Origin of the sequence: Pseudomonas extremorientalis (assembly GCF_001870465.1) — a bacterium.
Lineage (GTDB): Bacteria > Pseudomonadota > Gammaproteobacteria > Pseudomonadales > Pseudomonadaceae > Aquipseudomonas > Aquipseudomonas extremorientalis.
The window spans coordinates 173,504-196,353 of the sequence record NZ_MDGK01000055.1; the positions used below are offsets into that span (position 1 = coordinate 173,504).

Here is a 22,850-nt window from a genome sequence, read left to right on the forward strand (position 1 = left end):
CTGAAAAATAAGGGGTTTAGCAACGTGCAAACCGCTTTAAAACGTGGCGCCAACTCTATGTTCTGACTGACGTTTTGCCCACGCATACGAAAATTTGACATTAAACTAGCACGACCAAAGATAACTTTACACCGTCTGTCAAAATGCCTTGAACAAATATGTCCATTTGCCACTTTCGCCAGGCCGTTAAAGCCTCTTACCGCACGCTACAAAAATTCTTTGCCGGCATGGGTCAAGACTCCACCATTGCCATCGCTTCTTCGACATCCACCGCCACCAAACGCGAACAGCCCGGTTCGTGCATCGTGACCCCCATCAACTGATCCGCCATTTCCATGGCGATCTTGTTGTGGGTGATATAGATGAACTGCACGGTCTGGGACATCTCTTTCACCAACCGCGCGTAGCGTCCAACGTTAGCGTCATCCAGCGGCGCGTCAACTTCGTCGAGCATGCAGAACGGCGCCGGGTTCAACTTGAAGATGGCAAATACCAGGGCCAATGCGGTCAGGGCTTTCTCGCCGCCGGACAACAAATGGATGGTGCTGTTCTTCTTGCCCGGAGGCCGCGCCATGATCGTCACCCCTGTATCGAGTAGATCTTCGCCCGTCAGTTCCAAGTAAGCGCTGCCACCGCCGAAAACTTTTGGGAATAACGCCTGTAAACCGCCATTAATCTGATCAAAGGTATCCTTGAAACGGTTACGGGTTTCCTTGTCGATCTTGCGAATCACGTTTTCCAGGGTGTCCAGGGCTTCCACCAGATCGGCGTCCTGGGCATCCAGATAACGTTTACGTTCGGATTGCTGCTGGTACTCGTCGATGGCCGCCAGGTTGATCGCGCCCAGGCGCTGGATACGTGCGGCAATGCGCTCCAGTTCTTCTTCGGCTTCTTTCTCGTTGGCCTGGGCGGTCAGGGTGTTGAGTACGCCGTGCAGGTCGTAGCCGTCCTCCAGCAATTGGTCTTGCAGGGTCTTGCGGCGCACGGTCAGGGCTTGCCACTCCATGCGCTGCTGTTCGAGCTGGCCACGGATCAGTTGGGATTGCTGCTCGGCCTGGGTCCGGCGCTTTTCGGCGTCGCGCAGTTCGCGGTCGGCGTCTTCGAGGGCGATCTGCGCGGTCTTGAGCTCTTCGTCGACGGTCATGCGCTTGTCGAGCAACTCTTCGAGCTTCAGGCGCAGCTCTTCCAGTGGGGCTTCGCCCTCCTCCAGGTTGAGGCTCAGTTGCTCGCGCTTTTCCGTCAGGCGTTCGGACTGCATCTCCAGGCGCTCAAGGGCCTGGGCGGTGGACGCGTGCTGGGCCTTGAGCGACCCCAGGCGCACGGCCAACTGGTGGGCGTGGTCCTTGTGCTGGCGCGCCTCCTGGCGCACACGGTCGAGGCGTTCGCGCAGGCTGTCGCGCTGGGCCAGCAACAGTTCGCGCTGCTCGGTGTCGAGGGCCATGCTGTCGAGGGCTTCCTGCAACTGCAGGCGCGCTTCGCCGATCTGTTCGTGTTCCAGGGCGCGCTGCTCGCCCATTTCCGCGACTTCTTCGTCGAGGCGGGTGCGGCGCAGGGTCAGTTGCTCGACCTTGGCCTTGCTCGCGGAGAGCTGGGCCTTGAGTTCGCCTTGCTGGCGCGCTTCGTCCTGCAACAGGCGGCGCAGGTGCTCGCGGCCGGTCTCCTGCTGGCGCTGGGTGGCACGCAGGGTTTGCAGTTCGGTTTCCAGGCTTTCCAGGGTGGCTTCGCGCTCTTCGCGCTCGGCGATCAGGTTGACGATTTCCTGGCCACGGGCCAACACGCCGCTTTCCGCTTCACTGGCGCGGCGCACGCGCAGGAAGTGGCGGCCGACCCAATAGCCGTCACGGCTGATCAGGCTTTCGCCGGCGCCCAACTGACCGCGCTGGGCCAGGGCCTGCTCCAGGGAATCCACCGGCTTGACCTGGCCCAGCCACGGCGACAGATCAATCGCCGCTTCAACTTTATCCAGCAAACTGCCCGGCACCCGCGTGCCATCGGCGGCAGGGCTGAGCAAACGCAGGTCGCCCTGGGCAAAACCGGCCAGGTCGAAGCCGCCAAAGTCATCCACCAACACCGCTTGCAGGTCGGCACCCAGGACGGTTTCCACCGCCAGTTCCCAACCGGCTTCTACCTTCAAACCTTCGGCCAAGCGCGGGCGTTCGGCCAGATGTTGATCACGCAGCCACTCGGCGGTGCCGGTGCCCGGGTCCAATGCAGCCTGCTGCAACGCTTCAAGGGAGGCGAGCCGGCCATTGAGCCGCTGCAAATCACCCTGGGCCTGTTGCTGTGCCTGGGTCGCCTGCTGCAACTGCTGACGCAATTGCTCCAGGCGCTCCACTTGTTGTTCTTCGCTGGCTTCCAGCTCTTCCAGCGTCATTTCGCTTTCGGCCAGTTGCTCGCTCAGTTCCATGATCGCCGCGTCTTCCGGGTCGGCGGACAGCAACGCGCGCTCTTCCTGCATGCGGCGCTGGCGCTCGGCCAGGCGCTCCATGCTGGTTTCCAGTTGCTGGATGCGTGACTGCTGCACTTCGGCCTGACGCCGGGGTTCGGCAGACTTCAGGTTGAAGGTGTCCCACTGCTCCTGCCAGCCGTGCATGGTGGCTTCGGCTTCTTCCAGGGCGGCGGCGGCTTCTTCGGCGGCGGCGCTGGTGACTTCCTGCTCGGGGGTGAGCATGTCCAGCTCTTCGCCCAGGGTCAGCAGCAAGGTACGGTCGTGGCCCAGGTGGGATTCGGTCTCCAGGCGCGCGCGCTCGGCTTCCTTGAGGTCATCCTGCAACTGGCGCAGGCGCTGCTGGCCGTGCTGGATGCTCTGCTCGACGCGGGCGATATCGCCACCGACCGAATAGAAGCGGCCCTGCACCAGATTGAAGCGCTCGGACAGGTCATGGTGACCGTCACGCAGGCGTTCGATACTGGCGTCGGCATTGCGCTGCTCGGCCACCAGGGCTTCAAAGCTGATTTCCTGGGTGCCGATGATCGCTTCGCGCTGGCCCACCTGGTCGTTCAGCGCCTGCCAGCGCAGGGCCGACAGTTGTGCCTTGAGCTGGCGCTCCTCGCCCTTGTATTCCTGATACTTCTCGGCGGCCTGGGCCTGGCGGTGCAGGCGCTCCAACTGGCGCTCCAGCTCTTCGCGCAGGTCGGTCAGGCGGGCGAGGTTCTCGTGGGTGCGGCGGATACGGTTTTCGGTCTCGCGGCGGCGCTCTTTGTACTTGGAAATGCCAGCCGCTTCTTCGATGAAGTTACGCAGGTCTTCGGGCTTGGCTTCGATCAGCTTGGAGATCATGCCCTGCTCGATGATCGAGTAGCTGCGTGGGCCCAGGCCGGTGCCGAGGAAAATATCGGTGATGTCGCGACGGCGACACTTGGTACCGTTGAGGAAGTAGCTGTTCTGGCTGTCGCGGGTCACTTTGCGGCGAATGGAGATCTCCGCGTAGGCTGCGTACTCGCCGATCAGGGTGCCGTCGGAGTTGTCGAACACCAGTTCGATGCTGGCCTGACTCACCGGCTTGCGGCTGGTGGAGCCGTTGAAGATGACGTCGGTCATCGACTCGCCGCGCAGATTCTTGGCCGAGCTCTCGCCCATCACCCAGCGGACGGCGTCGATGATGTTCGACTTGCCGCAACCATTGGGCCCGACCACCGCCGCCATGTTACTGGGGAAGTTCACCGTGGTCGGGTCGACGAAGGATTTGAACCCCGCCAGTTTGATGCACTTGAGCCGCACGTTTAGGCGTCCACCAACGCAGCAATGACCAGCGAGCAACTGCGCTCGCCGTAGGCCGAGAGCACTTGGCGGATCTGCGGCAAGTCACGGGCAAGTACGGCGGCGAGCAGTTGCTCGAACAACGCCAGGTATTCGCTCATGGACGCCTTGCGCTGATCCAGGGCCAGGTAATAGGCGCGGTTCATCGCCGGCTGCAGGTTCTCGACGGTTTCCTGCAAGTACGGGTTATTGGCGAAGGGGTACGCGGCGCGCATCACGTTGAAGCTTTCTTCAACGAAAGCGCGGATGTCCTCGCGCTCGTAACTGGTCACCAGGCGCTGCTGGATCTGCAGGAACGGCGCCATGTCGGCCTGCACCTGCCAGCCCTGGGCGACCGCATTGCCGAGCAGGATGTACAGCTCGCCCATCAAGGTGCACAGGCTCTGCACCTTGTGCGCGGTCAACTCGGTGACATGGGCGCCACGGCGCGGCAGGATCGCGATCAGGTGGCGGCGTTCGAGGATCAGCAAGGCTTCGCGCACGGAACCACGGCTGACATTGAGCGCCAGCGTGACCTTCTGTTCCTGGATCCGCTCCCCAGGCTTGAGATCGCCGCGAATGATGCGTTCGGCGAGGTGGTGAGCAATTTGCTCGGCGAGACTGTCCGGCGCCTTGAACGTCATGTTTTCCCTTCAAAATCTTCTATCGGTACAAGCGCGGCAGTGTAGCGCATTGGCTGGCTGATGGCGCTACGCCCACCGTGGCGAATTTGGCACGGAATAAGCAACGATGAATAGCCATAAGCCCCCAAAAACGCCGGTTTCAGAAGACTGAACCATAATTGAAAGTGTTGCGATCGCAATTTCTTGACCTTCTGGTCAGAAAATCGTTGACCGAAAAGTCAGAGATGACTAGATTCGGCGCAAAGCGGTTAACAACAATAATGAGTCTGCGAGGCCTTCCGTGATCCAGTTTTTACTTAACCAGGAACTCCGTAGCGAGCACGCCCTGGACCCCAACCTGACCGTGCTCAACTATTTACGCGAGCATTTGGGCAAATCCGGTACCAAGGAAGGCTGCGCCAGCGGCGATTGCGGCGCGTGCACGGTGGTGGTCGGCGAGTTGCACACCGACGATCAAGGCGCCGAGCGGATCCGTTATCGCAGCCTCAACTCCTGCCTGACCTTTGTCTCGTCGCTGCACGGCAAGCAACTGATCAGCGTCGAAGACCTCAAGCACCAGGGCCAACTGCACAGCGTGCAACAGGCGATGGTCGAGTGCCACGGTTCGCAATGCGGCTTTTGCACCCCCGGTTTCGTGATGTCGCTGTTCGCCCTGCAAAAGAACAGTGATGCGCCCGACAGCCAGAAAGCCCATGAAGCCCTGGCCGGCAACCTGTGCCGCTGCACCGGCTACCGCCCGATCCTCGCCGCAGCCGAACAGGCCTGCTGCAACAAGCCCCAGGATCAGTTCGACAGCCGTGAGGCGCAGACCATCGCCCGCCTCAAAGCCATTGCGCCGACCCAGACCGGTGAACTCAACAGCGGCGACAAACGCTGCCTGGTGCCGCTCACCGTCGCCGACCTGGCCGACCTCTACGACGCCTACCCGCAGGCCCGCCTGCTGGCCGGTGGCACCGACCTGGCGCTGGAAGTGACCCAGTTCCATCGCACCTTGCCGGTGATGATCTACGTCGGCAACATTGAAGAAATGAAGCGCATCGACGACTTCGACGACCGTCTGGAAATCGGCGCTGCCACCGCCCTCTCCGACTGCTACACCGCGCTGCACCACGAATACCCGGACTTCGGCGACCTGCTGCACCGCTTCGCCTCCCTGCAGATCCGCAACCAGGGCACCCTCGGCGGCAATATCGGCAATGCGTCGCCGATCGGTGATTCGCCGCCACTGCTGATCGCCCTCGGCGCGCAGATTGTGCTGTGCAAAGGCGCGACACGCCGCACCCTGGCACTCGAGGACTACTTCATCGATTACCGCGTCACTGCCCGCCAGGACAGCGAGTTCATCGAGAAGATCATCGTGCCCAAGGGCCACACGCTGTTCCGCGCCTACAAGGTCTCCAAGCGCCTGGACGACGATATTTCCGCCGTCTGCGCCGCGTTCAACCTCAAGCTCGACAACGGCGTGATCCGCGAGGCCCGCGTGGCGTTCGGCGGCATGGCCGCCACGCCCAAGCGCGCCAAAAGCTGCGAGGCCGTATTGGTCGGCGCCACCTGGAACGGCGCTACCGTGGAGAAAGCCTGCGCCGCCCTGGCCCAGGACTTCACCCCGCTGTCGGACTTCCGCGCCAGCAAGGAATACCGCCTGCTCAGCGCACAGAACCTGCTGCGCAAGTACTTCATTGAGCTGCAAACACCGCACATCGAGACTCGGGTGACCGCTTATGTCTAACCATCACGCCGTCGTTAAAACCCAGGCCGAACTCGCCGAACTGTTTGCCCAGGACCTTACTTCCGGGGTCGGCCGCAGCGTCAAGCATGACAGCGCCGCCAAGCACGTATCCGGCGAAGCGCAGTACATCGATGACCGCCTGGAATTCCCCAACCAGTTGCACCTGTATGCGCGCATGTCCGACCGCGCCCACGCCCGCATCATCAGCATCGATACGGCCCCCTGTTACGCCATTGACGGCGTGCGCATTGTCATCACCCATGAGGACGTGCCGGGCCTTAAAGACATCGGCCCATTGATGCCCGGCGACCCCTTGCTGGCGATCGATACGGTGCAGTTCGTCGGCCAAGTGGTGCTGGCCGTTGCTGCACGTGACCTGGAAACCGCACGCAAGGCCGCCATGGCGGCGGTAATCGAGTACGAAGACCTTGAACCGGTGCTGGATGTGGTCGAGGCGTTCCGTAAAAAACATTTCGTACTCGACAGTCACACCCACCAGCGCGGCGATTCGACCGGCGCACTGGCCACTGCGAAAAACCGCATCCAGGGCACCCTGCACATCGGCGGCCAGGAACACTTTTACCTGGAAACCCAGATCTCTTCGGTGATGCCCACCGAAGACGGCGGCATGATCGTCTACTGCTCCACGCAGAACCCCACCGAAGTGCAGAAACTGGTGGCCGAAGTGCTGGACGTGTCGATGAACAAGATCGTGGTGGACATGCGCCGCATGGGCGGTGGTTTCGGCGGCAAGGAAACCCAGGCGGCGAGCCCGGCGTGCCTGTGCGCGGTGGTCGCACGCCTGACCGGCCAGCCGACCAAGATGCGCCTGCCGCGTGTCGAAGACATGCTGATGACCGGCAAGCGCCACCCCTTCTATATCGAATACGACGTCGGCTTCGACGACAGCGGTCGCCTGCACGGGATCAACCTGGAACTGGCGGGCAACTGCGGCTGTTCGCCGGACCTGTCCAACTCGATTGTCGACCGCGCCATGTTCCACGCCGACAACGCGTATTACCTGGGCGACGCCACCGTCAACGGGCACCGCTGCAAGACCAATACCGCGTCCAACACCGCGTATCGCGGCTTCGGCGGCCCGCAAGGCATGGTGGCCATCGAGGAAGTGATGGACGCCATCGCTCGCCACCTGGCGCTGGACCCTCTGGCGGTGCGCAAGGCCAATTACTACGGCAAGACCGAGCGCAACGTCACCCACTACTACCAGACCGTCGAGCACAACATGCTCGACGAGATGACCGCCGAACTGGAAGCCAGCAGCCAATACGCCGAGCGCCGCGAAGCGATTCGCCTGTACAACGCCCACAGCCCGATCCTGAAAAAAGGCCTGGCGCTGACCCCGGTGAAATTCGGTATCTCGTTTACCGCGAGTTTCCTCAACCAGGCCGGTGCGCTGATCCATATCTACACCGACGGCAGCATCCACCTGAACCACGGCGGCACCGAAATGGGCCAGGGCTTGAACACCAAGGTCGCACAGGTGGTGGCCGAGGTGTTCCAGGTGGACATCGACCGCGTACAGATCACCGCCACCAACACCGACAAGGTGCCCAACACCTCACCGACCGCCGCCTCCAGTGGTGCCGACCTGAATGGCAAGGCCGCACAGAACGCCGCCGAAACCATCAAGCAGCGCTTGGTGGAATTCGCCGCACGCAAGTACGACGTGAGCGAAGCGGACGTGGAGTTCCACAACGGCCATGTGCGCGTGCGCGAGCAGATCCTGACGTTTGAGGCGTTGATCCAGCAGGCGTATTTCGCCCAGGTGTCGCTGTCGAGCACGGGCTTCTACAAGACCCCGAAAATCTTCTACGACCGCAGCCAGTCACGGGGTCGGCCGTTCTACTACTACGCGTTCGGCGCCGCGTGCTGCGAAGTGATCGTCGACACCCTGACCGGCGAATACAAGATGCTACGCACCGACATCCTCCATGACGTGGGCGCCTCGCTGAACCCGGCCATCGACATCGGTCAGGTCGAGGGCGGCTTCATCCAAGGCATGGGCTGGCTGACCATGGAAGAGCTGGTGTGGAACGACAAGGGCAAGCTGATGACCAATGGCCCGGCCAGCTACAAGATCCCGGCCGTGGCCGACATGCCGCTGGACCTGCGGGTGAAGCTGGTGGAAAACCGCAAGAACCCCGAAGACACGGTGTTCCACTCCAAGGCCGTGGGCGAGCCGCCGTTCATGCTCGGGATTGCTTCGTGGTGCGCGATCAAGGATGCCGTGGCGAGCCTGGCTGACTATCGCCATCAGCCCAGGATCGATGCACCGGCCACGCCGGAGCGGGTGTTGTGGGGGTGTGAGCAGATGCGGCAGTTGACTGCGGCGAAGGTGGTTGAGGCGGATACCGAGATGGCTTCGCTTTAGACCGAGGCGCTGCCATCGGGGGCAAGCCCCCTCCCACACTTTGATCTGTGAATACCTTCAAATGTGGGAGGGGGCTTGCCCCCGATAGCGGCCTGACAGACACCACAAGAGGTGACCATGAATAACTGGATCAGCGCCCTCGCCGACCTGCAAAACCAAGGTGAACCCTGCGTGCTGGTGACCATCATCGAAGAGCTCGGCTCCACGCCGCGCAATGCCGGTTCGAAGATGGTCATCAGCGCCGCCCAGACCTTCGACACCATCGGTGGCGGGCACTTGGAATTCAAGGCGATGCAGATCGCCCGCGACATGCTCGTGCGCGGCCAGCAGAACACCCATCTGGAACGCTTCAGCCTCGGCGCGAGCCTGGGCCAGTGCTGCGGCGGCGTGACCGTATTGCTGTTTGAGCCCATGGGCCAGGTGCAGGCGCAGATTGCGGTGTTTGGCGCCGGCCATGTCGGCCGGGCGCTGGTGCCGTTGCTGGCCAGCCTGCCGTGTCGGGTGCGCTGGATCGATTCCCGTGACCAGGAGTTTCCAGCACATATCCCCCAGGGCGTGCGTAAAATCGTCAGCGAAGAGCCGGTCGACGAAATTGCCGATCTGCCGGTGGGCAGTTATTGCATCGTCATGACCCACAACCACGCGCTGGACCTGGAACTCACCGCCGCCCTGCTCAAGCGCAACGACTTTGCCTACTTCGGCCTGATCGGCTCGAAGACCAAGCGCGTCAAGTTCGAACATCGCCTGCGGGATCGCGGCTTCGACGCCGCGCAACTGCAACGCATGCGCTGCCCCATGGGCCTCACCGAGGTGAAGGGCAAGTTGCCGGTGGAGATCGCCATCTCCATCGCCGGCGAAATCATCGCCACCTATAACGCCAATTTCGGCCAGCACACCGCCAGCGCCGAACCCATTGCCAAACTGCTGCCGGCCTCGCGTCGCAGCCAAGCCATTTGAAATGAGATCACCATGCCTTTGACTCGCAAAGCCTACCGTGCCGCCCTGCTGCACAGCCTCGCCGACCCCGCTGAAGTGGGCATCGACGCCTCCTACGAGTACTTCGAAGACGGCCTGCTGGTGATCGAAAACGGTCAAATCAGCGCCATCGGCCATGCCAGCGATTTACTGCCGACCTTGCCCGCCGACATCGACATCACCCATTACCAGGACGCGTTGATCACCCCGGGCCTGATCGACACCCACATCCACCTGCCGCAGACCGGCATGGTCGGCGCCTATGGCGAGCAGTTGCTCGACTGGCTCAACACCTACACTTTCCCGTGCGAAAGCCAGTTCGCCGATAAGGCTCACGCCGAGGAAGTCGCGGACATCTTCATCAAGGAACTGCTGCGCAACGGCACCACCACCGCGCTGGTGTTCGGCAGTGTGCATCCGCAATCGGTGAATGCATTCTTTGAAGCGGCAGAAAAACTCGACCTGCGCATGATCGCCGGCAAGGTGATGATGGACCGCAACGCGCCGGACTACCTGACCGACACCGCCGAATCCGGCTACCAGGAAAGCAAGGCGCTGATCGAGCGCTGGCACGGCAAGGGCCGCCTGCATTATGCGGTGACGCCACGCTTTGCCCCGACCAGTACGCCGGAGCAACTGGCACTGGCCGGGCAACTGCTGGGGGAATACCCGGACCTGTACATGCAGACCCACATCAGCGAGAACAAGCAGGAAGTCGAGTGGGTGAAGGAGCTGTTCCCGGAGCGCAGTGGCTATCTGGATGTCTACGACCACTACAAGTTGCTGGGCGAGCGCTCGGTGTTTGCCCATGGCGTGCACCTGTGTGATGACGAGTGCGCGCGGCTGGCAGAGGCCGGTTCAGCAGTCGCATTTTGCCCGACCTCGAACTTCTTCCTCGGCAGCGGTTTGTTCAACCTGCCGATGGCCGAGAAGCACAAGCTGAATGTGGGCCTGGGCACCGATGTGGGGGGCGGCACCAGTTTCTCGCTGCTGCAAACCCTGAACGAAGCCTACAAAGTCATGCAGTTGCAGGGCGCACGCTTGAGCCCGTTCAAGTCGCTGTACCTGGCGACCCTGGGCGGTGCGCGGGCGCTGCGGCTGGAAGACAAGATCGGCACGCTGCAACCGGGCACCGATGCGGACTTCCTGGTGCTGGACTACAACGCCACGCCACTGCTGAGCTATCGCCTGAAGCAGGCGAAGAACATTGCCGAGACGTTGTTTGTATTGATGACACTGGGGGATGATCGGACGGTGTTGCAGACTTATGCGGCGGGGCAATTGGTGCACCAGCGCTAATCCCATAAACACCCCAAAACAAATGTGGGAGGGGGCTTGCCCACTCCCACATTGTTGGTCGTATTTACAACTTTATGGACGAACGCCCCGGCTTCTTGGTCTGCAATAAATGCGAAAACACCGCATGCAGATCATCCGACGCGCTCTCTTCATCGAGGTTGAGCTTGCTGTCGATGTGATCCATGTGATGCATCATCAAGTTCACTGCCAACGCCGCATCCCGTGCCTCGATTGCGTCGATCAGCTGGGTGTGTTCATCGTAGGAACAGTGCGAGCGGTTGCCGCTTTCGTACTGCGCGATGATCAATGAAGTCTGGGACACCAGGCTGCGCTGGAAGCTGATCAGCGGCGCGTTCTTCGCCGCTTCGGCCAGCTTGAGGTGGAACTCGCCGGAGAGACGGATACCGGCGCCGCGATCGCCACGGGAGAAGCTGTCGCGTTCGTCATTGACCATCTGGCGCAGTTCGGCCAGTTGCTCGGCCGTGGCGTGTTGCACCGCCAACTCAGTGATCGCCCGCTCCACCAGACGCCGCGCGAGGAACACCTGGCGTGCCTCCTCGACGCTTGGGCTGGCCACTACCGCACCGCGATTGGGCCGCAGCAGCACCACGCCTTCATGGGCCAGGCGCGACAACGCGCGGCGAATGATGGTGCGGCTGACGCCGAAGATTTCGCCCAGTGCCTCTTCGCTCAACTTGGTACCGGGTGCCAGGCGTTGTTCGAGGATCGCCTCGAAGATATGCGCGTAGACGATATCGTCCTGGGTTCCGCTGCGACCGGCCTTGCCGGCACGCGGTTGTTTCTTGAGAGGTTGCAACTGTTCGTTCATGGGCACTCGGGTTTGGAGAACGGCGGCGAATTAACGGTAATACGGCAACAGCGTGTCGCTGGCAAGTATCACCTAAAAACAGGGCACATTGTACACAACCCAATGCGCCAACACACTGTACGGCTGTTTGCGGCGTCGGCTGTATTGCAATGGGTCGCTGCGTTTGAGTTTAGGCTTGAATCCGCAACTTCCCTGGTAAAAGGAACACCTGTCCATGACCGATGCCGCCCAAGCGCCTCTGCGCCCGCTGGCCGACACTTCACCCTCGGCCGTCGTCGCCGGCTTCATCGCCATGATGACCGGCTACACCAGCTCCCTGGTCCTGATGTTCCAGGCCGGGCAAGCCGCCGGTTTGACCACGGCGCAGATTTCTTCATGGATCTGGGCGATCTCCATCGGCATGGCAGTGTGCAGCATCGGCCTGTCCCTGCGCTATCGCACCCCCATCACCATTGCCTGGTCGACGCCAGGTGCCGCGCTGCTGATCACCAGCCTGGGCGGTGTGAGCTACGGCGAAGCCATCGGCGCGTACATCACCTGCGCGGTGCTGGTGACGATCTGCGGCTTGACCGGCAGCTTTGAAAAACTGGTCAAGCGTATCCCGGCGTCATTGGCGGCGGCCCTGCTGGCGGGCATCCTGTTCAAGATCGGCAGCGAGATCTTCGTCGCCGCGCAGCATCGCACCGGGCTGGTGCTGGGAATGTTCTTCACCTACCTGGTGATCAAGCGCCTGTCGCCGCGTTATGCGGTGCTGGCCGCGCTGCTGATCGGCACCGCGCTGTCGGGGTTGATGGGGCTGCTGGACTTCAGCGGTTTCCACCTGGAAGTGGCGACGCCGGTATGGACCACGCCGCACTTTTCGCTGGCGGCGACCATCAGCATCGGCATCCCATTGTTCGTGGTGGCGATGACCTCGCAGAACATGCCCGGCATCGCCGTGCTGCGGGCCGACGGCTACAACGTGCCGGCCTCGCCGCTGATCACCGCCACCGGGCTGGCATCTCTGGTGTTGTCGCCGTTCGGCTCCCACGGCATCAACCTGGCCGCCATCAGCGCAGCGATCTGCACCGGGCCCCATGCCCATGAAGACCGCAACAAGCGCTATACCGCAGCCGTGTGGTGCGGGGTGTTCTACGGGATTGCCGGGGTATTCGGCGCGACCTTGGCGGCGCTGTTCGCAGCCTTGCCCAAGGAACTGGTGCTGTCGATCGCGGCGCTGGCGCTGTTTGGCTCGATCATCAATGGCCTGAGCATCGCCATGAATGAGCCGAAGGAACGTGAAGCGGCGCTGATCACCTTCATGGTCACGGCGTCTGGCCTGACGCTGTTTTCCATCGGGTCGGCGTTCTGGGGGATTGTGGCGGGGGTGTTGACGCTGCTGATTCTGAATTGGCGCAAGGCATAAAAAAACGGCGACCCTGGGGTCGCCGTTTTTTCAGTATCACTTAGCCGCGTTGATCGGCTTTTCCGGATACCACACGTCCAGCAGCGGGCTGACTTCAGCCTTGGTCAGCTCGGAACGGGTTTTCAGCCAGGCTTCAACGGCAGCACGTTGCTCTTCGGAGACCGAGCCACGCTTCTGCAGGCAAACCAGACCGTAGTCGTCGCCGCCGACGTAGCCCAGACCATTGGCTTCCATGGCTTCTTTGATGAATGCTTCGAGGAAAGCGTCGATAGCTTCTTCACTCAGGCCTTCTTTGAAGTCCAGGTTCAGTTCGAAACCCAGCTCTTGAAATTCATCAACGCACAGTTTTTTGCGCAGACGCTGGGAACGGTTAGTCGCCATTGGAACAATCCTCATAAGTAATAACGGGCGGCACTTTAGCAGTTTAAGGCGGCGATTGCCCGACTCTCTGGGACAGGCGGCACAATGCCTGTAAAAAAAACGCCTAATACCAGCTATGGTTCAGCTACAAGTGGCTCCACCTTGGGGCATAATGCCGACACTTTCATGACCATTGAGGGATTTTTCTTACTTACCCCTCGCCTTTTTCACCCTCCTCAGCAGTAGGGTTTTACTTCTTATGATCAAATCGTTGCGTTCCGTTCTGTTTGCCGGTTTTATTCTGCCACTGGCCTTTTCCGTCTCCGCTGCCCCCGTCAACAATACCCTGCCGCCCAATGTTCAACAGGCGTTGGCCAAAGCCAAACTGCAAAACACTGCGCTGTCGTTGGTGATGATCCCACTGAACGGCCCGGGCACGCCCACCGTGTTCAACGCCGACGTGTCGGTGAACCCGGCCTCCACCATGAAGCTGGTCACCACTTACGCGGCCCTGGAAATGCTCGGCCCCAACCACCAGTGGAAAACCGAGTTCTACACCGATGGCACCCTCAGCGGTGGCGTGTTGCACGGCAACCTGTACCTCAAGGGCGGCGGCGACCCCAAGCTGAACATGGAAAAACTCTGGCTGCTGATGCGCGACCTGCGCGCCAACGGCGTGCAGCAAGTCACTGGGGACCTGGTGCTGGACCGCAGCTTCTTCAACCAGCCGCTGTTGCCGGAATTCAACGACGACGGCAACGACGAGAACAAGCCCTTCCTGGTCAAGCCGGACGCGCTGCTGGTCAACCTCAAGGCCCTGCGCTTCGTGACCCGCAATGATTCGGGCCGGGTACTGGTATCGGTCGAGCCGCCGATTGCCAGCATCCGTATCGACAACCAGGTCAAGGTGTCCAACGCCAAGCAGTGCACCGGCGACGTACGCTATAACCCGGTCACCGCCGCCGACGGCAGCGTGACGGTAACGGTCAGCGGCCAATTGGCCGATGGCTGCAGCTCGCAGACCTACCTGTCGCTGCTGGACCACGCCACCTACACCGCCGGCGCCGTCCGGGCGATCTGGAAGGAACTGGGCGGCACCATCCAGGGCCGTGACATCCAGGCGCCGGTGCCCAAGGATGCCAAGGTATTGGCCCGGGCCTTTTCGCCGGACCTGGCGGAAATCATCCGCGACATCAACAAATACAGTAACAACACCATGGCCCAGCAGTTGTTCCTGAGCCTGGGCGCGCAGTTCCGCAACGACGCCGATGGCGACGATGCCAAGGCTGCGCAACGCGTGGTGCGCCAGTGGCTGGCGAAGAAAGGCATCACCGCGCCGCACCTGGTGATGGAGAACGGCTCAGGCCTGTCCCGCGCCGAACGGGTCAGCGCCCGCGAGATGGCGGCCATGCTGCAAGCCGCGTGGAAAAGCCCCTACGCTGCCGAGTACATCAGTTCGATGCCGATTGCCGGCACCGACGGCACCATGCGCAAACGCCTGAAGACCACCGCCATGCGCGGCGAAGCCCACGTCAAGACCGGCACCCTGAACACCGTGCGCGCCATCGCCGGGTTCAGCCGCGACAACAACGGCAATACCTGGGCTGTGGTGGCTATCCTCAACGACCCGAAGCCATGGGGTGCTTCGTCGGTGTTGGATCAGGTGTTGCTCGACCTGTACCGTCAGCCGAAGGTGGCTGCGGCAGCACCGGCCCTCTGAAACATACTGGGGTGAACAGGCTTGTCCGCTCACCCCAGAAGCCCGCTCACCACGACAGGGCCAGTCAGCAAACCGACTGCGCTTCCACCCGATCCCTGCCTGCCTGCTTGGCCACGTACACGGCCGAGTCAGCGCGCAGCAGCAGCCCATCGATACCTTCGTCCACCCGCCAACTGGCCACGCCGAAGCTCGCGGTGACAATACCGACCGGCTCCATCGGCACGCTGCGCAACGACGCCCACAACTCCATCGCCAGGCTGTAGGCCTGAGCACCATCGGTGTGCGGGCACAGCACCATGAACTCCTCGCCACCCAGGCGGCAGAACACATCGGTGCGGCGCAGGCGCTGGCTGATGCGTTTGCACAACTCCTGCAATACCCCATCGCCGACGGCATGCCCATGCTGGTCGTTGATGCGCTTGAAGTGATCGATATCGAGCATGATCACCGACAAGGCCCCCGAGGTGCGGTTGAGCCTGACCATCTCGGCCTTGAGGCGGTCCTGGAAATAGCGGCGGTTGTGGATCCCGGTCAGGGAGTCGGTGATGGAGAGTGCACGCAGCTCTTCTTCCACCCGCTTCAGATCGGAAATATCCGACACGTAGCCATGCCACAGCGTCCCTCCTCCGGGTAACTCTTCCGGCGTCGCTTCGCCGCGAATCCAGCGCAGTCCGCGTTGCGGCAACAGCACCCGGTACTCCTCCCGCCAATGGCTCAACTGCAACGCCGACAAGCGGATCGATGCGCGTACCCGCTCCGCATCCAGCGGGTGGATGCGCTCGAAGACCTTCTTCGCATCCTGCTGCAGCACGCCGGTCTCGATTTCATAGATATCGCGCATGCCGTCGCTGGCGTAGATGAATTTCCAGTTGTCTTGAGGCTCCAGGGTGAACTGGAAGATGCCGCCGGGCACATGGGCGCTGAGTTTCTTGAGCAGCCGATCCCTGGCCGCCAATGCCTCGTAGGCGCGCTTTTGTTCGGTAATGTCCAGGTAAATCGCCAGGTGACCGATCCACAAACCATGGTCGTCCAGCAACACGGTGGCCAGCATGTTCACCGTCAGTTGGCTGCGATCCTCACGAACCAGGGTCCACTCGCGGGCTTGGTGCAGGTTGTCGGGACTTTCCACCAGCATCGCCTGGCTTGCCGGGATGCGTTTGCCCAAGGCTACACTGAGGCTGGCGGAACGCGCTTCCAGTTCCGACGCCAGGTGCAGGCTTTCCAGGGTGTGCGTGCCCACCACCTGCTCGGCCTTGAACCCCAGCATCTGCTCGGCACCGGCATTGAAGGTATTGATGACACCGCGCAGGTCGGTGGCAATGATCGCGACCTGCGTCGCAGCATTCAGCACACTGCGCAATTGGCCGTGGGCGCCGCGTAATTCCTGCTCGCGCAGACGCAACTGCGCCGTGCGCTGCTCCACCAGTTTCAACGCGCGCTGGCGTTGGCTGACCAGCACATAGAGCAACGCGCTGAGCAACAGGCTGAGCAGGCCGCCCATGGTCAGGATCGTGCTCAGCGAGGAGTGGTTGGCCTGGTCGAACACCTGGCTCGGACGCAGTGTGAGGGCATACACATGGTCACCCAGCGTGAGGCGGCGCGCCCCGACCAGATCACTGCTGGCCACGGCATTGCCGGACTCGAAAAGCACGCGCTTTTGCACGTCGGAGGTGTCGACGATCTGCATCACCAGGTTGTCGCGGTCCGGCTTGGGCAAACCGTCGGCCACCAGTTGGCGCATGCTGATCACCGCCATGACATAGCCGTAGGGCTCATTCTGGGATTGGTCGGAGGTGGGCAAATGACTGACCGGCGCGACCAATAAAACCCCGGTGGCATAGTCCGGTTCCACACCCACCAGTTGCATGGGCTGGGACACCGCCAGCTTGCCGGTGTTTTGCGCACGCTCAAGCACCGAACGCCTCAGGGGCTGGGCCAGCAGGTCAAAGCCGAGGGGTGCCCCCAACAGGCTTTGAGTCTGGCTGTACAGTACCGGTACGTATTCATCGCGCTCGGGCGCAGGGGCCAACTCACCCGTGGAATTCAACTCACAGATCACGAAAGGTGTGCCGCGCTGCGCGGACACGGCTTTTTCAAACTGACCGCGCTGTTCGCGATACACCCGGGGCGCCCAGGAGTAAGCGCGCGCGCGCAGCAACAAGGGCTGGGCAAAACCGTCAAACTCTTCGCGGGACACGTCATCGGAGTTGACGAAGAAACGCCGCAAGCTGTTCAGGCGTTGTTCCTGGTCGTCGAAGCGTTCCTGCAGGCGGCTGTAGCGTTCGTTGACCAACAACTGAAAGCGTTGGCGCACCTGCTGCTGATAGAGGTCGGCGGCCGCCCAGGCCACAACAGCCGTCAAGGCAAACCCTGCCAGCAACACCACCAATGCCACCAGCCAAGCCGACGCCTGCTCACTGATAAAGCCTAGGATTTTCGGGCGTACGGCTTGCAACGGCATAGGCAACACTCACAGCGCCAGCGTGCGGGGGGTGTCACTTTGGCTTGGCCTTAAGTTATAGCCACCGGCCTTGAATTTGACCAGCGTAAAAAAGCCGCAAACCCGGAATAATCCAGGCTTACGGCCTGATTGACAGCCGTGTTCAGCGCGCGGTGATTTTCCACGCCCGGTGGATCTTCGCATTGCGTGCGAAATCCGGGTCGATGGTCTTGTCGCTGATTTCCTCGACCGCGTAGCGTTCGCTCAGGTTGTCCTCCAGTGCGAACTTGCGGAAGTTGTTCGAGAAGTACAGCACGCCGCCCGGCGCCAGGCGCGCCATGGCCAGGTCGAGCAACTGCACGTGGTCGCGCTGCACGTCGAAGATACCTTCCATGCGCTTGGAGTTGGAGAAGGTCGGCGGGTCAATGAAGATCAGGTCGAACTCATCGCGGCTGGCCTCCAGCCAGGCCATCACGTCACCCTGCTCCAGACGGTTCTTGTCGGAGAAGCCGTTGAGGGACAAGTTGCGGCGTGCCCAGTCCAGGTAGGTCTTGGACAGGTCGACGCTGGTGGTGCTGCGCGCGCCGCCCTTGGCCGCATGCACACTGGCGGTGGCGGTGTAGCAATACAGATTGAGGAAACGCTTGCCGGCCGCCTCTTTCTGGATGCGCAGGCGCATCGGGCGGTGGTCGAGGAACAGGCCGGTGTCCAGGTAGTCGGTGAGGTTGACCAGCAGCTTTACGCCGCCTTCGCTGACTTCGGTGAACTTGCCCTGGGCGCTCTGGCGCTCGTACTGCTTGGTACCGCTCTGACGCTCACGGCGCTTGACCACCACGCGGCTCTTGTCGATGTTCAGCGCCTGGGGAATGGCCGCCAGCGCATCGAACATACGCGCGGAGGCTTTTTCCGGGTCAATGGACTTGGGCGCCGCGTATTCCTGTACATGCACCCAATCGTGATACAGGTCGATGGCCATGGAGTATTCCGGCATGTCGGCATCGTACACGCGGTAGCAATCCACGCCTTCGCGTTTGGCCCACTTGCCTAGCAGCTTGAGGTTCTTTTGCAGGCGGTTGGCAAACATCTGCCCGCCTTCGCTCAGGCGCGCCTGCTCGACCACCGGGGCCGGAGCAGGTTTGATCGGGTTGCCGTTCTTGTTGTACTGGCGCTCTTGCGGCTCGGCCGGGGCCTGATCGTAGGCAGCTTGCTCACGCTCGGCCTGGCGCTGTTCCGGGGTACGACGCTCGCCGGTGACGAACTGGTCCGGGTTGACCTTGATCAGCAGCAACTTGCACGGCAACGCGCCGTTCCAGAACGAATACTGCTTGTGGCTACGGATGCCCATGCGCTTGCCCAGGTCCGGCGCGCCGGTGAACACTGCGGCTTCCCAGCCCATGCACGCCTGGCGCAGACGCTCGCCGAGGTTCTGGTAGAGGTACAACAGGCTGGCTTCGTCACCCAGGCGCTCGCCGTACGGCGGGTTGCAGATGACCAGGCCTTTCTGGTTCTGGTCCGGGCGCGGTTCGAAGGTGCCGACTTCGCCCTGGTACACCTTGATCCAGTGGCTCAGGCCGGCCCGCTCGATGTTATTGCGCGCAGGCTGGATCAAGCGCGGATCGGCTTCGTAGCCACGGATCCACAGCGGCGGCTTGTTCATGCCGATGGCGGCGCGTTCAGCGGCTTCGGCGTGCAGCTTCTTCCACAGCGCCGGGACATGACCGAGCCAGGTGGTGAAACCCCACAGCTCGCGGTTCAGGTTGGGGGCCATGTCGGCAGCGATCATTGCGCCTTCCACCAGGAAGGTGCCCACGCCGCACATCGGGTCACTCAGCGCGCCGCCTTCAGCGGCGATGCGCGGCCAGCCGGCACGGATCAGGATCGCGGCCGCCAGGTTTTCCTTCAACGGTGCCGCCCCCTGCTGCAAGCGATAACCGCGCTGGTGCAGGCTGTGGCCGGACAGGTCGAGGGACAGGATCGCTTCGCCACGGTCCAGGCGCAGGTGGATGCGCAGGTCCGGGTTGATCTTGTCGATGGACGGGCGCTCGCCAGTCGGGGTGCGCAGCTTGTCGACAATCGCATCCTTGACCTTCAGCGCGCCGAAGTGGGTGTTGTCGATGCCCGAACCGTGGCCGCTGAATTCAACCGCCAGGCTGCCATCCGGCACCATGTGGTCGGCCCACTCGATATCCAGCACGCCGTGGTAGAGGTCTTCGGCGTCCTTCATCGGGAAGCGCTTGAGCACCAGCAGCACGCGGTTGGCCAGGCGCGACCAGAGGCACAGGCGGTAGGCGGTTTCCATATCGGCCATGCCGCGCACAGCCGAGGTGTGCTCGCGGGCGTCCTCAAGGCCAAGCCCGACGGCTTCCTCGATCAGCAGGCCTTCGAGGCCCTTGGGGCAGGTGAGGAAGAGTTCAAAACGGTCCGACATGGGGCATTCCAGGCTTTTCAGCAATAAATGAACGGGCGACGCATCGCCGGTTCGGTTTTCAATCAAGCACTTTTCTTGAAGAGTGCTCGCGTGGCACGAATGTGCCGTCCCACCCCGGCTGCCGGGCCTTTGGGCCTGTAATGACGGGGCAGAGAAACAATTGGCTGTAACAAAAAGAAATATTCCGACCCTTCGTCGAATAATAACTGACTGCAACGGGCGGACATTCTCACTAAAGGATTAAACCCATCCTCTATGCAGGGTGCATCATAGCTGGCTTTGCCCGATAAAAGGGGCGAAAAACCATCCCAGCTTATCGCTATAGCATCGTTATCGTTACGTGCTTATGACAAAACGATCATTGAATCCATGTGACCTATTGGTTAGAACTCAACACAGGTTGGCGCCGTAACGACGCCGACACATCGGCTCGCCACGCCGGCAGCGAGCCCACCAACGGCAGAAAAACTCTGCCCGGTCTCGGACGAGGCCGAAGGATATCAAGACAGTCAACAAGTGAGGGAAACACCCTATGAGAAGACTTAAGCGTGATCCGTTGGAAAGAGCATTTTTACGCGGATATCAATACGGCGTTCATGGCAAATCCCGTGAGCTTTGCCCATTTACTCTACCGTCGGTACGCCAAGCCTGGATCAACGGCTGGCGAGAAGGACGCGGCGACAACTGGGACGGTATGACTGGCACTGCGGGAATCCACAGACTCAACGAACTTCACGCCGTCGGCTAATCAAGGGCAATTAATTCCGACACCACCTCTGGATTTATAACGACTTACCATGCACGCCCCATCCGGGCGGCGGGCTTCGGCCCAGGGGGCTCCTTTTCAGGAGCCCTTTTTAATGGATGGCTTTCAGGCTTTTGGCAATGCCGCGATGGCATCTACCGACTGGCGAATCAGCGCCGGGCCTTTGTAGATGAAGCCGGAATACAACTGCACCAGGCTTGCGCCCGCGGCAATCTTCTCGGCCGCATGCTTGCCTTCGGTAATACCGCCGACGGCGATGATCGGCAAGCGCCCGGCCAACTCCGCAGCCAGCACCTTGACGATATGGGTGCTCTTGTCACGCACCGGCGCCCCCGACAGGCCGCCCGCTTCGTCGCCATGTGCCAGGCCTTCGACGCCTACGCGGCTGAGGGTGGTGTTGGTCGCGATGACTGCGTCCATCCCCGAGTCCACCAGGGCCTGGGCCACCAGCACGGTTTCTTCGTCGCTCATGTCCGGCGCGATCTTGATCGCCAGCGGCACGCGCTTGCCATGACGCACGGCCAGGTCTTCCTGGCGCTGGCGCAAGGCTTCGAGCAGTTGCTTGAGGGAGTCGCCGAACTGCAGGCTGCGCAGGCCCGGGGTATTGGGCGAGCTGACGTTGACCGTGACATAGCTGGCGTGGGCGTAGACCTTGTCCAGGCAGATCAGGTAATCATCCACCGCACGCTCGACCGGCGTATCGAAGTTCTTGCCGATATTGATGCCCAGGATGCCCTTGTACTTCGCCGCCTGAACCCGCGACAGCAGGTGATCAACGCCCAGGTTGTTGAAACCCATGCGATTGATGATCGCCTCGGCTTCCGGCAGGCGGAAGATACGTGGCTTGGGGTTACCCGGCTGTGGACGTGGCGTCACGGTGCCGATTTCAACGAAACCGAAACCCAGCTGTGCAAAACCATCGATGGCCGCACCGTTCTTATCCAGGCCAGCCGCCAGGCCGACCGGGTTGGGGAAGTCGAGCCCCATCACCGAGACCGGCATTTTTGCCGGTGCCTTGCATACCAGGCCATTGAGCCCCAGGCGGCCACCGGCACCGATCAGGTCCAGGGACAGATCGTGGGAGGTTTCCGGGGAGAGTTTGAACAACAGCTGGCGGGCCAGGGTATACATGGGCGGGCTAGACTCGGATGGCGGCGAAAGGTGGCGGCGATTATAGCCGGGGTCACGGGTTGCGCGCGAGGCGCGAACCTCAATCGTCAGTAGCGGTGCGCTACCAACTGCTCGTAATACGCCCAGATTTTCTGGGCATATTGCATGCGCAACGCCTCACGCGCAGGCCCGGAACCCGGGCCTGCGTTGTAGGAGCCTACCGCCGTCCAGTTGTAGCCAAAGCGCTGGATGAACTCGGCGAGAATCGAAGCCCCTACCTCCACCGACAGGCAAGGCTCATTGAGCAACCGCTCCTCGGTAATACCTCGCTCGAGCAGGCGCGGCAAATGGCTGCTGTTGATCTGCATCAGGCCGATGTCCCGAGTGCCATTACGGTTCGTATCGTTTATCGCGTGCGCACGAAAGCCCGACTCCACCGCAGCGATCGCCTGCAGCAATTCGGGCTCGATGTCGTAGCGGCTGGCCGCCTCCTCCCAGCAATAGGCCAGCGCCTGATTGCCGGTCATCATGACACCCAACACCAAGCCCTTGCTCCAGAACCTAGCCACGGCCTGCCACTCCATTGCGGGTATGGCCGCATGCCGAGCACACATGGTCCATACGGCCAGACGCGGGGCCCTTGATCGTCACCGGGCAAATGAAACGGTACCCCCGACCGTAAATCGTCTTGATAAACCCCTTGTCGGTGCCAAGGTACTTGCGCAGTGAATAAATGCAGCGTGTCAGCGACTCTTCGGCAACTTCCCCCTGCGGCCAGGCCAGCTCCAGCAAGCGATCCTTGGTCATCAACACGCCACCGGACATCAGCAACAACCGCAACACCAGCCCTTCCTTGGGCGGCAACTGAAGATCTGCGTCCTCACCGGTCAGGCGACCATCTTCGTGCAGGGTCCAACGCGCAAAAACCAGGGAAGTCGTCGTCCCTCCATCATCCATGACAGCCATGATTACCTCGGCATCCGACTACTGACATTGAAGTCCTCATTTGCATTA

General features: G+C 61.6%; 16 protein-coding genes. 7 read left to right on the forward strand and 9 right to left on the reverse strand.

Translation table 11 applies throughout. The features are described 5' to 3' along the window. Positions 1-232: 232 nt before the first annotated feature. Entirely contained in the window at positions 233-3,721 is a 3,489-nt protein-coding gene (smc, locus tag BFN10_RS21785) for a chromosome segregation protein SMC (RefSeq protein WP_071491387.1), read from the reverse strand. 2 nt (positions 3,722-3,723) lie between these two features. Beyond that, entirely contained in the window at positions 3,724-4,383 is a 660-nt protein-coding gene (locus BFN10_RS21790) for a GntR family transcriptional regulator (RefSeq protein WP_071491388.1), read from the reverse strand. A 280-nt stretch (positions 4,384-4,663) separates the two neighbouring features. Between BFN10_RS21790 and xdhA the strand changes: the two genes are divergently transcribed. The 4 genes from xdhA (at position 4,664) to guaD (ending at position 10,778) form a co-directional block, all read left to right on the forward strand. Then, entirely contained in the window at positions 4,664-6,112 is a 1,449-nt protein-coding gene (gene xdhA, locus BFN10_RS21795) for a xanthine dehydrogenase small subunit (protein ID WP_071491389.1), read from the forward strand. After that, positions 6,105-8,504: a xanthine dehydrogenase molybdopterin binding subunit gene (gene xdhB / locus BFN10_RS21800; RefSeq protein WP_071491390.1), complete on the forward strand. Its 2,400-nt coding sequence runs from the start codon at positions 6,105-6,107 to the stop codon at positions 8,502-8,504. Before xdhA ends, xdhB begins: the two co-directional genes overlap by 8 nt. A gap of 117 nt (positions 8,505-8,621) precedes the next feature. Further along, complete coding sequence (gene xdhC / locus BFN10_RS21805; RefSeq protein ID WP_071491391.1) at positions 8,622-9,461, forward strand: xanthine dehydrogenase accessory protein XdhC; 840 nt, start codon at positions 8,622-8,624, stop codon at positions 9,459-9,461. Positions 9,462-9,473: 12 nt separating this feature from the next. Next, a complete protein-coding gene (gene guaD / locus BFN10_RS21810; protein WP_071491392.1) occupies positions 9,474-10,778 on the forward strand; it encodes a guanine deaminase in 1,305 nt (434 codons plus the stop codon). 64 nt (positions 10,779-10,842) lie between these two features. On the opposite strand, the gene BFN10_RS21815 is transcribed toward guaD, so the two are convergent. After that, positions 10,843-11,607, reverse strand: a complete 765-nt coding sequence (locus BFN10_RS21815) for a GntR family transcriptional regulator (RefSeq protein WP_015885332.1) — start codon at positions 11,605-11,607, stop codon at positions 10,843-10,845. A gap of 214 nt (positions 11,608-11,821) precedes the next feature. Here BFN10_RS21815 and BFN10_RS21820 point away from each other — a divergent pair, with 214 nt between their 5' ends. Next, entirely contained in the window at positions 11,822-13,012 is a 1,191-nt protein-coding gene (locus BFN10_RS21820; protein WP_058427362.1) for a benzoate/H(+) symporter BenE family transporter, read from the forward strand. 36 nt (positions 13,013-13,048) lie between these two features. On the opposite strand, the gene BFN10_RS21825 is transcribed toward BFN10_RS21820, so the two are convergent. Further along, positions 13,049-13,393: a YggL family protein gene (locus BFN10_RS21825; RefSeq protein ID WP_010208515.1), complete on the reverse strand. Its 345-nt coding sequence runs from the start codon at positions 13,391-13,393 to the stop codon at positions 13,049-13,051. Between the two features lie 238 nt (positions 13,394-13,631). Here BFN10_RS21825 and dacB point away from each other — a divergent pair, with 238 nt between their 5' ends. Continuing rightward, positions 13,632-15,092: a D-alanyl-D-alanine carboxypeptidase/D-alanyl-D-alanine endopeptidase gene (gene dacB / locus BFN10_RS21830; RefSeq protein ID WP_071491393.1), complete on the forward strand. Its 1,461-nt coding sequence runs from the start codon at positions 13,632-13,634 to the stop codon at positions 15,090-15,092. Between the two features lie 64 nt (positions 15,093-15,156). Here dacB and BFN10_RS21835 read toward each other — a convergent pair whose 3' ends face one another. After that, a complete protein-coding gene (locus BFN10_RS21835; protein ID WP_071491394.1) occupies positions 15,157-17,553 on the reverse strand; it encodes a sensor domain-containing diguanylate cyclase in 2,397 nt (798 codons plus the stop codon). A gap of 142 nt (positions 17,554-17,695) precedes the next feature. Continuing rightward, positions 17,696-19,960, reverse strand: a complete 2,265-nt coding sequence (gene rlmKL, locus BFN10_RS21840; protein ID WP_071491395.1) for a bifunctional 23S rRNA (guanine(2069)-N(7))-methyltransferase RlmK/23S rRNA (guanine(2445)-N(2))-methyltransferase RlmL — start codon at positions 19,958-19,960, stop codon at positions 17,696-17,698. A gap of 532 nt (positions 19,961-20,492) precedes the next feature. Here rlmKL and rmf point away from each other — a divergent pair. Beyond that, positions 20,493-20,708, forward strand: a complete 216-nt coding sequence (rmf, locus tag BFN10_RS29005) for a ribosome modulation factor (protein ID WP_002553055.1) — start codon at positions 20,493-20,495, stop codon at positions 20,706-20,708. Positions 20,709-20,831: 123 nt separating this feature from the next. On the opposite strand, the gene BFN10_RS21845 is transcribed toward rmf, so the two are convergent. The 3 genes from BFN10_RS21845 to BFN10_RS21855 form a co-directional block, all read right to left on the reverse strand. Further along, complete coding sequence (locus tag BFN10_RS21845) at positions 20,832-21,857, reverse strand: quinone-dependent dihydroorotate dehydrogenase (RefSeq protein ID WP_071491396.1); 1,026 nt, start codon at positions 21,855-21,857, stop codon at positions 20,832-20,834. Positions 21,858-21,943: 86 nt separating this feature from the next. After that, positions 21,944-22,405, reverse strand: a complete 462-nt coding sequence (locus BFN10_RS21850) for a transglycosylase SLT domain-containing protein (protein ID WP_130898135.1) — start codon at positions 22,403-22,405, stop codon at positions 21,944-21,946. Then, the gene (locus tag BFN10_RS21855; RefSeq protein WP_071491397.1) at positions 22,398-22,802 is read right to left on the reverse strand and encodes a winged helix-turn-helix domain-containing protein; all 405 of its coding nucleotides are present in this window, start codon (positions 22,800-22,802) and stop codon (positions 22,398-22,400) included. Before BFN10_RS21855 ends, BFN10_RS21850 begins: the two co-directional genes overlap by 8 nt. Between the last annotated feature and the right edge of the window lie 48 nt (positions 22,803-22,850).